We start from the raw sequence: 12,538 nt of genomic DNA, 5'->3' as shown, positions 1-12,538 counted from the left end.
AAAGCGCCGCCCTACCCCACCACCTGCTCGATCACGCCACGCCAGCCGAGGCCCCGATAGGTCTCGTAGCCGGGAGTGTCGTGGAAGGCGACGAGGCGGCCCTGTCGGTCGAGATAGTGGCCCTGGCTTCGGCCGTTGGTCTGCAGCGGGTAGCGTTCGCCCAGCATGCCCTGCCCCCGCGAGCAGGCGATCACCCGGTTGGCCGCGTCGAGCAGCATCACGCGGCTGCGTTCGCGCTCGCCCGGCATCAGCCGCACGCCCTCGACGATGGCGCGGGCCTGCGGCTCCCAGTCGAAATGAATGGCGAGATAGCCGAGCTCACGGCCATGGACTTCGCCGCGCTCCCGGACCGAGGCGAGATAGGTCGCGACCTGGCTGTTCCCGAGGGCCGGATGGCGCATCACCTCGGCCGCCTCGAAATCCTCACCCGAGCGAAGGCGCTGGGCCAGGCCGAACCAAGGCTCGTTCGATGCATCGTGGCCGCGCACGTCGAAGCGATCGGGCCGGCCGTTGGCGATGACGCGGCCGTCGAGATCGCACAGCCAGAGATCGAGATAGACCGTGTAGGAGGACAAGATGACGCCGAGGCGCCGGCTGGCATGGGCGCGCGCAGTCCCGCTCGGATCGGCGGCGGCATCGACCACGGCGGCGTCGGTCGCCCACCAGCGCACGTCGCAGGTGCGCTCATAGAGATTGCGATCGATGATCTCGACGGCGTTGAGCGCGAGATCGACGCAGCGGGTCGCTCTCGCCTCCTCGGCCAGACCCTCGACCGCCTTGGCGAGGTCGTCGATGCGAGCGCCGAGGCTGACTCCGAGTCCGGCGGCGATCCGCTCCACCTCCGCCGAGATCGTCCGAACCTCCTGCGCGACCACGGAGAAGCCCGCGCCCTTCTCGCCGGCATGGGCCGCTTCGATCAGGGCGTTGAGGGCGAGGAGCTTCATCCGTCCGGTGATGGACTGGATGGCGTCGAGGTTGGAGGAAGCGGTCGACTTCAGGCTTCTCGTGGATTCCCCCACGAGGTCTGCAAGCGAGGCTGTGCTCATGGGGAACGCCCGACCGAGATGCTGAGTGGAGCGCATGGCGCGCCTCGGATTCATCTAGGTGGCTATCTGCTAATGATACGTAAAGTTGTATTTTGTGCTTTGGTGGTATTGCTTGAAGTATATTTCAAACCCTAAGTATTGCCTTCCCTTCAGCGTCGGCTTTATTTTTCCGCTCCGGCGTCAACGGAGATTGGTGGCAGGGCGCTGACGAGAGGCGCGGCCTCGTACGGGTGCCGTTGCGGCTCTCGCAAAAAATAATCCGCCAATAAATAATCAATATCTCGGGATTAAATATCGATGCAATACTTGTGAGTTGGCGCACTTATTTGCTGTTTGTTGAATGTTATTTGAGCAAATGCCCGCCGTATAGGCGGCGATTGATCAGTAATGGAGCTGGATTTTGCTCGGATTTTACCTGCGCTCCTCGCTTTTAGTCGTGTTTCTTGCCGCCGCAGCGTCGCCTGCCTCGGCCAAGCCCGAGACATTGATGGATCTCTTCGCGGGTCGTGATACGCCAGCCTGCCCCAAGTATCAGAAGAGCCCCCAGCACTTCTGCAACATCGTCGTGCGTCAGCCGGGCGGGAATCCGACCCAGGATATGACCGGGTCGATCGGGCATCAGAAGTCGTACCAGAGCAATGGCGGCCCGCGCTGCAAGGTGATCTGCCGCTATACTGGCAGCAACTACGACGGCATCCGTTGAGAGGCCAGGGCGGCCGATCACCAAGAACCAGGTTGCGATCCGGGCGTCGCACCGATCGCAACCTGGGCGTTCTCGTTATCCGGTTCGGCTACTTCGCGCCGGCCATGAAGTCCTGGAGGTAACCCTTCCAGAGCTTTGCGAAGCGGAGCGACTGGTGGCCATGGGTTTCGGCCGAGGCCGGCACCAGCACGAGACGGCTGTTCTTCAGCTTGGCCATCGCCCCGTTCATCACGTCGAGCTGCGGCGGGTTCAATTCGTCGTCAGCGAAATTCACGGCCAGCAGCGGCGCCTTGATCCGGTCGAGCGCCGGGTAGGGGTCGTAATCGTAGGAGGAATCGAACCAGTACAGCCAATCGTTGGCGTCGATCTTGCCGGTATAGGAGGCGGCGAGCTTGTCGAAGAGCTGCCGGGCCGAGTCGTTGGTCGGTGCGTCCTTCTGCAGGGCGACCACGCTCTCCGTCATGATGTTGAAGATCGGCAGCACCTTGAGGAAGTGGCTCGGCTGCGCGGTGTAGTCGCCGCCCTTGTAGTCGGGGTCGTTGCGGATGTTCTCGATGAGCATCCGGCGCCAGAGGGCGTTGCGGCCGCTGACCTGGATCGGCTGGCTCGCCACCGCCACGATCTGGTCCATGGCGTCGGGGAAGCGCTCGCCCCACATCCAGGCCTGCATGCCGCCCATCGAGGTGCCCATGACGAGGCGCAGATGCTTGATGCCGAGCCCTTCGGTGACGAGCCGGTGCTGGCCCTCGACGACGTCGGCGTAGCCGTAGCGCGGGAACTTCGCCTTCAGCCCGTCGGAGGGCTTCGTGGAACCGCCCCGGCCGAGCCCGTCGGGCAGGATCACGTAGTATTTCGAGAGATCGAGCGGCGCGCCTTCGACGAAAAGCTCTTGAGCAAGCGTCGGGATCAAGAACTGCTTGCCGGTGCCGGTGGTACCGTGCAGGGCAAGCACCGCGTTGTCGATCTCGCCGGCCGCGTTCTTATGCGGGGTACCGAGCGTGGTGTAGTGGAGTTTCACCTCTGGCAGGGTCGCTCCGTCGGCGAAGCGGAAATTCTTGGCGACGTAATCACCTTCAGTTTGGTGCGGGAGGCCATCCGGCGCGGCTTGCGCTGCCGCGGCGCCCAGCATCAGGGCTGCCCCCAAAACTCCGCTGCGAAGATACGAAAGGGTCATGGGCTCGGCGCTCCCTGGTCGCGGACGCGTTCTTCGAAGCATTGTCCGCCGTGATGCCGATCTGACGTGTCGGGCGGCCTCGGTCAATCGCTGGTCGACCATGTTCCACGGACTGGAACAGCTGCGCGGCTCAGGCGGATTTGCGGAAGATCAGGCAGAAATTGTTGGCCGGCATGGGCACACGCTGGGCGAGCCTGAGCCCATGCGGGGCGGCGGCCGTTACGAGCGCTGCGAGATCCCGAATGCCCCAGCGCGGATCGCGTTGCCTCAGGTCCTCGTCGAAGGCCGCATTGCTCGGCGCTGTATGCATCCCATCAACCTGGAACGGCCCGTAGAGCACGAGGGGGGCGCCCTCATCCAGCGTTCGCCCTGCCCCGGCCATCAGGCCCTCGGCGGCGTTCCAAGGCGCGATGTGGACCATGTTGATCGAAACGATCGCCTCGGCGCGCTCCACCGGCCAGAGCGGCTCTGCAGCGTCGAGGGCGACGGCCGGGCGAAGGTTGGCGAGGCCGGCGGCGCGGGCATGGGACGCGATGCTCCTGAGCGCGGCCGCCTCCGGATCGCTCGGCTGCCAGGTGAGCGCCGGGAGTGCCCGCGCGAAATGGACGACGTGCTCGCCGGAGCCGCTCGCGATCTCGAGAACGAGCCCGGAGGGCGGCAGCACCCGCCGCAGCACCTCGAGGATCACCTCGCGGTTACGGGCGACCGCAGGGGCGAACAGCGCGTCGCCGTCGAGGCCCGTTTCCGGTGCGGTCATGGCTCCAGGCATCCCTCACCCGCTCCGCTTAGTCCGATCGGACAATAGAGACCCAGGTCCGAGCATGAGAAAATGCCTGGGATCCAACGAAATCACCCGCAGACCGGTGCGACCCATGCTGAGCGTCAGAAGGAAGCGAGCGGCTTTGACAATCGTCGAGGCGGAGACGCGGAGCGCTGCGGCCAAGACCGCGGAGCAGGTGAAGAACGCTGCGGAGACCAGCCTGTCGCGCGTGATTTCGGCACCGCAACGGGTCGAGGTTTGCGGCGTCGCCCAGGCGTCCTCCGAGCTGCGCGTGCATGTCTGCGGGCCGGACCTGTTCGGTGGGTTCACGGTGAGGCTTCAGCCCGTCGCTCGCCGAACCCTCCACTGAGGCGGTGCCGGCCGCCGGCCCGCGGCAGAGGCGAGACACCGGCCGTTCGAGGCGAATGAGAGCGAGGGCCGGGCTCGATACCGGCGAAACCGAGATGCGGCCCGGATCGCGCGCAGAGAGGGACGCCGTCAGCGTCGTGCGTGCAGCCTCGCGCCGCCCCTGGCACCGTGTTCCAGCAGCAGACGAACGATGCTGGTCTCGCCCTTCGAGGTGGCTGCGGCGAGAGGCGTTTCGCCGTGGTCGTTGGCGAGTTCGGGGTCTCCGCCCGCCTCCAGGATGACGCGCGTTGCCGCCTCCCGGCCGTGGCTGGCAGCGAGCATCAGCAGGCTGTCACCGCGATCGTTGCGGAGGTTGGCCGGCAGACCATGTTCGAAGAGTTCGGACAGCTCTTCGGCGCGGCCAGCCTCCGCGAAATAGAAGATGCGGCCGGCGAAGGCGAGGGATTCGTCGTCGAGAAACGGGATCGGGGCGCTTGCCTGATGGGACTGCATTCCGAACATCTCTTTGCGCCAAAGAAGTAGGCCATCTGGAGTCGGCGCGTGCGCCGTCCAGCCTTGCCGATCCAAAAAGATTGGGCTTGGTCAGAGCTGTGCCGCGACTCAGGCCCTGCAGCTCATGAGCCGGCTTGTATCGCGACACCCCGGATTTGTCGCCGATTCGTTGGGTGGCGATCCGCAAATTTTTCGCAAAAGTGTCATTTGCGGAGCCTGTGTTGCGAATGCTCTGCGTCCACTCGGGCAGCCGCCTGCTCGCCAACCTTGCCCCGCCCACGACCATCGCCTTGAGGCTCAACCTGGCGGTCTGACACGCTCCGTTTGCGGCAGCCTCCGTGGCACTGATCTGGCTCGTGCCACGTCTCCTTGCGGACGTCGTGCCGGCCCCTGGGCGGGGCTCTGTCTCAGGCGGCGACCGGAACCGGTTTCAGGCCGCCGAAGCGCCGGTCGCGACCCGTGAAATCGTGAACGGCGGCAGCAAGGTCGGCCTCCCCGAAATCCGGCCACATCCGGTCGGTGAAGTGCAGCTCGGCATAGGCCGCTTCCCAGAGCAGGAAGTCGGAGAGCCGCTTCTCGCCGCCCGTCCGGATCAGAAGATCGACGTCGCCCGGACCGCCCACCTCGGCGCGCAGGGCCTGGTCGAGATCCGCGCGGGAGGCCTCCGGGCCGAGCCGCGCGGCCGCGGCCACGATGGCATCACGGGAGGAGTAGTCGACGGCGATGCGAAGGCTGAGCTTGGTCCCGGCAGCGGTCGCCGCCTCGGCCCGCTCGATCGCCTCGGGAATGCCGGCAGGCAACCGGTCGCGCCGGCCGAATACCGTGAGCCGCGTGCCGGTGCGGGCGAGCCGTCCGGTCTCGGAGCGCAGATAGGCCTTGAGCAGCCGCATCAGACCAATGACCTCGGTCTGCGGCCGTTTCCAGTTGTCGCTGGCGAAGGCGAACAGCGTCAGCGTGCCGATGCCGAGGTCCGGCGCGGCCTCGGCCGTGCGCCGGATGGCCTCGACCCCCATGCGGTGGCCCGCGCTGCGCGGCAGGCCGCGCTGCGTCGCCCAGCGGCCGTTGCCGTCCATGATGATCGCGGCATGCAGGCCTCGTCTGCCGTCGGCATCGGGTCGCATCATCGGGTCTCCGCGCAGGGGATGAAACCTAAGGTCTGGAAGGCGCCGGCCAAGACTATCTGATACGCCGGTTAAGTTGGTGTTTTCGCGGTCGATTGCCGACGACATCATGTCGGTTCGGGAAACGGGCCGGTCATGACGCGCGCGATCTCTGCGGACTTCCCTGCCCCCTTGGCGGCGTCGCGCACGACCTGCTCCAGCACGCCGAGATATTGCAGGAAACGCGTGCGGCCCTTCGGCGTCAGCCGGCAGATCGTCTGTGGACGGTTCTGGTCGTAGCCCTTCTCCAGGTCGACGAACTCAGCCTCCTGCAGCACGGCGAGGTGCCGGCTGAGATTGCCATCGGTCAGCCCGCACAGGCGGCGCAGGTCCGGGAAGGCGAGGCCCTTGGGATGAGCCACCAGCGAGGTCAGTACGGAAAGGCGCGCCTTCTCGTGGATCAGCCGGTCGAGCCCCTCGTAGGAGAAGCGGCCATCGATGGTCTCAGGGAGCGGCATCGGAGCCTCCTTGGTCGCGCATCATGGCGCGGTGCATGATCACGGCGAGCATTCCCTGCCCGACGGCGAAGGGCAGGCCCATCTGCCAGGGCGAAAGCCGGTGGTCGCCGCTGGCGAGGGCGAAGACCGACAAACCGGCGAGGAGATACCAGGCGCCAGCGAGCTGCACCGCCTTCGGCAGGATCCGGGCGGCGGCGAAGAGACCGAGGCCGGTCAGCACCTGCCAGAGGCCCGGCAGCATCCAGACATCGTCCGGGGCGAAGCGGCCGAAAACCAGGGCAAGACAAAGACCGGCGCCGGCGGCCGGCAGGAAGCTCTCGATGGCGCTCGTCACCATCTCGTCGGCGAGCCCCGAATGAAGGCGCCGCGAGCGCCGCACGGTCTCGATGCCGATCAGGGTGAAGGCCAGGGCCGCCGCGACGATCCAGCCGCCGAAATACAGGAAGGGTCTTGCCGTCGGGTCGTTGAGCCAGAAGGCCTGCAGGCAGGCGGTGCCGATGGCCATGATGCTGGTCGCGGCGAGGGTCGCGGAGCCGAGGCCGCGAAACGCCGTCTCGCGGGCGATCTGCGTGCGGATCGCGACGATGTCGGCCAGTGCCTTGTCCAGGTCCTGCATGAGCCTCGCCCCTCTCGCGACTCAAACTTTGCATCGTAAAGTAGATGCCGAGGCAGAGTCAGGCAAGGCCCCAAACGTGGCGCTCTGTGGAATTCAGCGTTGCAGTCGCTGGCTCAGTCGGCTGCCGTGAGGAGGTCCGCGAGATCGAGCCGCCGCGTGACCATTGCGAGGCCGCCATCCGTGTCGCGCGGCCAGTCCGCTTCCGGCCGGTCGCGATAAAGTTCGACGCCGTTGTCGTCCGGATCGCGAAGATACAGGGCCTCGCTCACGCCGTGGTCGCTGGCGCCATCGAGGGAGATGCCGGCGGCTTGGAGGCGGCGGAGCGCATCGGCGAGCGCGGCGCGCGTCGGATAGAGAACGGCGAGGTGAAACAGGCCGGTGGTGCCGCGTGCGGGTGGCCCTCCGCCCGCGCTCTCCCAGGTGTTGAGACCGATATGATGGTGGTAACCGCCGGCGGCGACGAAAGCGGCCTGGGTGCCGTACCGCTGCGTCAGCGAGAAGCCGAGCACGCCACAATAGAAGCCGAGCGCACGATCGAGGTCCGCCACCTTGAGGTGGACATGGCCGATGCGCGTCTCGGGATGGATCGGATCCGACATGGTGCTCCTCGGCGGCTCGCCAGCCGTTGTCCGGCAGGTCCGTCGGGCTATCTCTCGCATATGGAGGCGCCCTACCACATCCGCCGCGTGTGCGAGGCCGACCTGCCGCTCCTGCGGTCCTGGCGGGCACAGCCGCATGTCGCGCGCTGGTGGGGGCCGCCCGAGGTCGAGCCGGAGGACGAGATGCTGCGGGAGACGCGCGTCGCGCTCTGGATCGCGGAAGCCGAGGGACGCGCCCTCGCCTTCCTTCAGGATTACCGGATCGCCGACTGGCTGCCGCACCATTTCGACGGGCTGCCCGTCGGCGCGCGCGGCCTGGACCTCTATATCGGGCCGCCGGACCAACTCGGCCGAGGGCACGGTCCGCGGCTGCTCGCGCAGCGCGTCGAGGCCCTGTTCGCCGAGGGCGTGCCTGCGGCGGGCATCGACCCCCACCCGGATAACGGGCGGGCGATCGCCGCCTTCACCAAGGCCGGCTTCGTCGTCATCGGCAAGCCGCAGGAGACGCGCTGGGGCCGGGCGCTCCTGATGGCGCGCTACGCCCCGCCCCGGGCGTCCTGACCTGACCGCTCAGCGCGGCATGGCCGGCAGGTTCAGCTTCTGGCCGTTCTCCAGGATGACGTCGCCCGGCTTCTGTCCCGCCTCGCAGGGGCCGATCCAGCGTGTCTCGAGGATCGAATGCGTGGTCTTCGGGCCGGCCGTGCCCGGAATACCGGTGACGGTCGAGTCGGTCTCGATCCGAACGGCAGAGTTGAAATCGCCCGTCATCACGGATTTCCCCTCCATCGAGATCGTCCCCATCTTGCAGGCCGTCTCGTTGACGTAGCCGTTCGCAGTCTTCGTCAGCTGCTTCTTCGAGCATTCCACGCCCATCTTGTCCGTCATGCCCTGCATCTGCTGATCGGTGGCGGCGTCGATGCACTGGCGCGTCGTCGTGGGCGCACCCTCCCCGTTGGTGCCCTTCATCTCCCAGAGCCCGGCCTTGCGGGTCGGAAGCGTCTCGGCACTCGCCGCCAGGGACGAGCCTGCCGCCAAGGCGGCTGCCAGTCCGAGGCTGATGATGGATCGGTGCATGGTGTCCCCTCCGAGATCACGCCGCGAACGGTTCGGCGCGGCGGCGGCGAAGGGCTAGCCCGGGGTATCCCCCCGGACAAGCTGGGTCGGACGGCGTTGGGCACGACGCGTGTGCCGCATCACGCACTCTTGACGAGGCGGGACATCCTGCGCCGCGGGGTTTTTCGCAGCGCCCACAAGGCCCATATTCGCGCCATGCCCGCTCCGAAGAAGCCCCGCTCCGCCTCTGCCAAGGCGGACAAGCCCGAACTCAAGCCGCTCGACGAGCATCTCGCCGAGTTGCTGAACCCGGCGCTCAACCGGAACCGGCCCAAGCCGGTCGAGACGCGGCCGGCCGAGCCTGCGCCGAAGCGCGGCCGCGGGACGAAGGCCGGCGCGTCGAAGAAGGCCGACGGCTTCGGCGAGGCGCCGCAGGCCGGTTTTGCGATCGGCGACATGGCGGATGTCGATCCGCGACTCGCCCAGGCGCTCGGCCTCGCCACGCCTGAGGGCGGCACGGCCGTGGCCGAACCCGATGAGGACGAGACCCCGTCGCTCGCCACCGAAGGCGTCTCCGCAACGGTCGAGGCGCTGGAGAAGCTGCTCACCGAGGGCAATCCGCTCTTCAAGAACGGCGAAGCCTGGGTGCCGCACCGGCCCGAGCGGCCGCAGAAATCCGAAGGCGGCGTGAAGTTCACGCTGAAGTCGGAGTTCCAGCCGGCGGGCGACCAGCCGACGGCCATTGCGAGCCTCGTCGGCGGTGTGAAGGAACTGGAGCGCGATCAGGTGCTGCTCGGCGTCACCGGCTCGGGCAAGACCTTCACGATGGCGAAGATCATCGAGGAGACGCAGCGCCCCGCGCTTATCCTCGCGCCGAATAAGACGCTGGCCGCACAGCTCTACGGCGAGTTCAAGAGCTTCTTCCCGGACAACGCGGTCGAGTACTTCGTCTCGTACTACGACTACTATCAGCCTGAGGCCTACGTCCCTAGGTCCGACACGTTCATCGAAAAAGAAAGCTCGATCAACGAGCAGATCGACCGGATGCGCCACTCGGCGACCCGCGCCCTGCTGGAGCGCGACGACGTCATCATCGTCGCCTCGGTCTCCTGCATCTACGGCATCGGCTCGGTCGAGACCTACACCGCGATGTCGTTCACGGTCACGCTCGGCGAGCGGGTCGAGCAGCGCCAGCTCATCGCCGACCTCGTGGCGCTTCAATACAAGCGCATCCAGTCCGACTTCGCCCGCGGCACCTTCCGGGTGCGCGGCGACTCGATCGAGCTGTGGCCGGCCCACTTGGAGGATCGCGGCTGGCGTATCGGCATGTTCGGCGACGAGGTCGAATCCATCGTCGAGTTCGATCCGCTCACCGGCAAGAAAATCAACGAACTGAAGTTCGTGAAGGTCTACGCAAACTCGCACTACGTCACGCCGCGCCCGACGCTGCAGCAGGCGATCAAGGGCATCAAGGACGAGCTGCGCCTGCGCGTCGACGAGCTGACCCGGATGGGCCGGCTGATCGAGGCGCAAAGGCTGGAGCAACGCTGCACCTTCGACATTGAGATGATCGAGGCCACCGGCGCCTGCAACGGCATCGAGAACTATTCGCGCTACCTCACTGGCCGGAAGCCCGGCGAGCCGCCGCCGACCCTGTTCGAGTACCTGCCGGACAACGCCCTGGTCTTCACCGATGAGAGCCACGTCACCGTCCCGCAGATCGGCGGCATGTATCGCGGCGACTTCCGGCGGAAGGCGACGCTGGCCGAATACGGCTTCCGCCTGCCCTCCTGCCTCGACAACCGCCCGCTTCGCTTCGAGGAATGGGACGCGATGCGGCCCCAATCCGTCCACGTCTCGGCGACGCCGGGCAAGTGGGAGATGGAGCGCACGGCGGGTGTCTTCGCCGAGCAGGTCATCCGCCCGACCGGCCTCGTCGACCCGGTGATCGAAGTGCGCCCGGCCCGCTCTCAGGTCGACGACCTCCTTGGCGAGGTCCGCGAGGTCGCGCAGGCCGGCTACCGCACGCTGGTCACGACGCTGACCAAGCGCATGGCGGAGGATCTCACCGAGTACCTGCATGAGAACGGCGTGCGCGTGCGCTACATGCACTCGGACATCGACACGCTGGAGCGCATCGAGATCATCCGCGACCTGCGGCTCGGTGCCTTCGACGTGCTGATCGGCATCAACCTGCTGCGCGAGGGTCTCGACATCCCCGAATGCGCCCTCGTCGGCATCCTCGACGCCGACAAGGAAGGCTTTTTGCGCTCCGAGACCTCTCTCATCCAGACGATCGGCCGCGCGGCCCGCAATGCCGATGCCCGCTGCATTCTCTACGCGGACAACATCACCGGCTCGATGGAGCGGGCGATGGCGGAGACCGAACGCCGCCGCCAGAAGCAGCTCGCCTATAACGAGGAGCACGGCATCACGCCGCAGAGCGTGAAACGCGGCATCGCCGACATCCTGGAGAGCGTCTACGAGCGTGACCACGTTCGGGTCGATACCGGCCTCGCCAAGGACGTCGCCACCGTCGGACATAATCTCAAGGCGGTCATGGCCGACCTCGAGAAACGCATGCGCGCGGCGGCTGCCGACCTCGACTTCGAAGAGGCCGCTCGCCTGCGCGACGAGCTGAAGCGCCTGCAATCCACCGAGTTGCTGATTGCCGACGATCCCATGGTGCGTCAGGGCGACGTGGAGCGCGGAGCCGGCCGCCAGGGCGACAAGCGCAGCCGGATCAGCAAGCCGACCCTCGACAATATGGGGCCGGGCACGGATCGCGAGCTGCCGGCCGGTGCCGTGCCTTGGAAGGAGCGGCCCAAGGCGCGCTCGACGCAAGGAATCGGCGGCCAGCGGCCACGCTATAAAGGGCGTTGATCAGTTTATCGAAGACGATGATCAGTCTTTCCGGCGGAACCGAACGCAGTGTCGCGGATTGATGACCCAAGATCCGGGCAGTTCCCAAGCAATGCTTGGCAAGATCTGCTGATCCTGCTCATTGAGCCTCGCCACGCAACCGGGATCGACGATCATGAAACTGATGCTCGACCCAGGAGCCGGAGTGGCTGTTACGGGTCTGTTTCTCGGAAGTCTCGCCATCGCGGCCGCCGTTGCTGCCGTCACCGCGCCGATCACGCCACGGGCGGCTGTTGCGCGGGAGGAGAGCGTCAGCACGCGGGTCGTCGTTCGCCCTGCCCCACTCGTCACTCCGGTCGCTTCGGTGCAGAGTGACCCGCGCACGAATCCGGACGACTGAGCGGACCGCAACCCGCCCCAGGCTCGGCTGTTCTCGGCCCGTGCACTTCGGCAGGGAGGACGCTCATGGGTCTGCTCGATCAGGTCATCGGCAACGTCGTCGGACAGGTGCTCGGCGGTGGACGCGGCGGCAGCACGATGTCGCCGATCGTCAAGGCGCTGATCATGCTGCTGCTGGCCAAGGGCGCGAGCGGCGGCTTCGGCAACATCTTCGGCGGGGGACATGCGCCGCAGCCTCAGGGCGGCGGCCACGATCCGCTCGGCCGCGGCGGTGGTCCCTCCCCTGACGAATATGGCGGACCCGGCGGTGACGACGGCGATCTCGGAGGCTTCGGCCAGCATCCGCAGGCCGGCGGCTACCGCCAGGCGCCGTCGCGCCAGGGCGATTACAGCGATCTATCCGGCATGCTCGACGGTCCCGGCGATGGCGGGGGGAACTCGCCCGGCGCCGGTCCCTATGCCCATCTCGACCATGATCAGGGCGGCGGCGCCGGCGGCGGCGGCGGAATCGGCGGGGGCCTCGACGGGCTGATCAACAGCTTCGAGCGCGGCGGCCTCGGTGACGTCATCGGCTCATGGATCGGCCACGGCCAGAACCGCGCCATCGAACCGAACCGCCTTGCGGACGCTCTCGGCTCCGACACGATCGACACGCTGAGCCAACAGACCGGCCTCGACCGGCAGGATCTGCTGAACCAGCTCGCCCAGGCCCTACCGTCGGTGGTCGATGCCCTCACACCGCAGGGGCGCCGGCCGGAATCGCACGAACGGCAGGGGTGGTGAGAGCCTGACGCGCTTGTTCCCCTCTCCCCGCGTGCGGGGAAAAAGGGGAACCCAGCGGCGCGCT

15 protein-coding genes and 1 pseudogene are annotated in these 12,538 nt (G+C 67.0%); 7 read left to right on the top strand and 9 right to left on the bottom strand.

Annotated elements, in window-relative coordinates:
- Positions 1–11 precede the first annotated feature (11 nt).
- The gene (locus HCU64_RS25300; protein ID WP_325169999.1) at positions 12–1,046 is read right to left on the bottom strand and encodes a methyl-accepting chemotaxis protein; all 1,035 of its coding nucleotides are present in this window, start codon (positions 1,044–1,046) and stop codon (positions 12–14) included.
- A gap of 400 nt (positions 1,047–1,446) precedes the next feature.
- Between HCU64_RS25300 and HCU64_RS19255 the strand changes: the two genes are divergently transcribed.
- Positions 1,447–1,749, top strand: coding sequence for a hypothetical protein (locus tag HCU64_RS19255; RefSeq protein ID WP_442785986.1), 303 nt, complete (start codon positions 1,447–1,449; stop codon positions 1,747–1,749).
- Positions 1,750–1,837: 88 nt separating this feature from the next.
- Here the strand turns inward: HCU64_RS19255 and HCU64_RS19250 are convergent, their stop codons facing one another.
- Both HCU64_RS19250 and HCU64_RS19245 read right to left on the bottom strand, forming a co-directional pair.
- Positions 1,838–2,923, bottom strand: coding sequence for an alpha/beta fold hydrolase (locus HCU64_RS19250; protein WP_233385825.1), 1,086 nt, complete (start codon positions 2,921–2,923; stop codon positions 1,838–1,840).
- Positions 2,924–3,053: 130 nt separating this feature from the next.
- Positions 3,054–3,680: a DUF938 domain-containing protein gene (locus HCU64_RS19245; protein ID WP_233385824.1), complete on the bottom strand. Its 627-nt coding sequence runs from the start codon at positions 3,678–3,680 to the stop codon at positions 3,054–3,056.
- A gap of 145 nt (positions 3,681–3,825) precedes the next feature.
- Here HCU64_RS19245 and HCU64_RS19240 point away from each other — a divergent pair, with 145 nt between their 5' ends.
- Complete coding sequence (locus tag HCU64_RS19240; RefSeq protein WP_233385823.1) at positions 3,826–4,053, top strand: hypothetical protein; 228 nt, start codon at positions 3,826–3,828, stop codon at positions 4,051–4,053.
- Between the two features lie 158 nt (positions 4,054–4,211).
- Here HCU64_RS19240 and HCU64_RS19235 read toward each other — a convergent pair.
- A pseudogene (locus HCU64_RS19235) lies at positions 4,212–4,544 on the bottom strand (ankyrin repeat domain-containing protein); the annotation flags it as partial.
- A gap of 134 nt (positions 4,545–4,678) precedes the next feature.
- On the opposite strand from HCU64_RS19235, the gene HCU64_RS19230 reads away from it, so the two are divergent.
- Positions 4,679–4,858: a hypothetical protein gene (locus HCU64_RS19230; protein ID WP_233385822.1), complete on the top strand. Its 180-nt coding sequence runs from the start codon at positions 4,679–4,681 to the stop codon at positions 4,856–4,858.
- Between the two features lie 93 nt (positions 4,859–4,951).
- On the opposite strand, the gene HCU64_RS19225 is transcribed toward HCU64_RS19230, so the two are convergent.
- From HCU64_RS19225 to HCU64_RS19210, 4 genes are all read right to left on the bottom strand, one after another.
- A complete protein-coding gene (locus HCU64_RS19225; RefSeq protein ID WP_233385906.1) occupies positions 4,952–5,665 on the bottom strand; it encodes a di-trans,poly-cis-decaprenylcistransferase in 714 nt (237 codons plus the stop codon).
- A gap of 107 nt (positions 5,666–5,772) precedes the next feature.
- Positions 5,773–6,162, bottom strand: coding sequence for a transcriptional regulator (locus HCU64_RS19220; protein WP_233385821.1), 390 nt, complete (start codon positions 6,160–6,162; stop codon positions 5,773–5,775).
- On the bottom strand, positions 6,149–6,778 hold the full coding sequence (locus HCU64_RS19215) for a hypothetical protein (protein WP_233385820.1): 630 nt from the start codon (positions 6,776–6,778) through the stop codon (positions 6,149–6,151). Before HCU64_RS19215 ends, HCU64_RS19220 begins: the two co-directional genes overlap by 14 nt.
- 113 nt (positions 6,779–6,891) lie before the next feature.
- Complete coding sequence (locus tag HCU64_RS19210) at positions 6,892–7,377, bottom strand: VOC family protein (protein ID WP_233385819.1); 486 nt, start codon at positions 7,375–7,377, stop codon at positions 6,892–6,894.
- Here HCU64_RS19210 and HCU64_RS19205 point away from each other — a divergent pair.
- Entirely contained in the window at positions 7,360–7,938 is a 579-nt protein-coding gene (locus HCU64_RS19205) for a GNAT family N-acetyltransferase (RefSeq protein ID WP_233385818.1), read from the top strand. The genes HCU64_RS19210 and HCU64_RS19205 overlap by 18 nt on opposite strands.
- Before the next feature lie 9 nt (positions 7,939–7,947).
- Here HCU64_RS19205 and HCU64_RS19200 read toward each other — a convergent pair whose 3' ends face one another.
- The gene (locus HCU64_RS19200) at positions 7,948–8,451 is read right to left on the bottom strand and encodes a DUF3617 domain-containing protein (RefSeq protein ID WP_233385817.1); all 504 of its coding nucleotides are present in this window, start codon (positions 8,449–8,451) and stop codon (positions 7,948–7,950) included.
- Between the two features lie 195 nt (positions 8,452–8,646).
- Between HCU64_RS19200 and uvrB the strand changes: the two genes are divergently transcribed.
- The 3 genes from uvrB (at position 8,647) to HCU64_RS19185 (ending at position 12,474) form a co-directional block, all read left to right on the top strand.
- Complete coding sequence (gene uvrB, locus HCU64_RS19195; protein WP_233385816.1) at positions 8,647–11,313, top strand: excinuclease ABC subunit UvrB; 2,667 nt, start codon at positions 8,647–8,649, stop codon at positions 11,311–11,313.
- A 154-nt stretch (positions 11,314–11,467) separates the two neighbouring features.
- Positions 11,468–11,692: a hypothetical protein gene (locus HCU64_RS19190; protein WP_233385815.1), complete on the top strand. Its 225-nt coding sequence runs from the start codon at positions 11,468–11,470 to the stop codon at positions 11,690–11,692.
- 65 nt (positions 11,693–11,757) lie between these two features.
- The gene (locus HCU64_RS19185; RefSeq protein ID WP_233385814.1) at positions 11,758–12,474 is read left to right on the top strand and encodes a YidB family protein; all 717 of its coding nucleotides are present in this window, start codon (positions 11,758–11,760) and stop codon (positions 12,472–12,474) included.
- The last annotated feature ends 64 nt before the right edge of the window (positions 12,475–12,538 follow it).

It is taken from the genome of Methylobacterium sp. C25, from assembly GCF_021352225.1.
Lineage (GTDB): Bacteria > Pseudomonadota > Alphaproteobacteria > Rhizobiales > Beijerinckiaceae > Methylobacterium.
The sequence above is the reverse complement of the archived record's forward strand: the minus strand, read 5'-3'. Positions and strand labels throughout refer to the sequence as shown.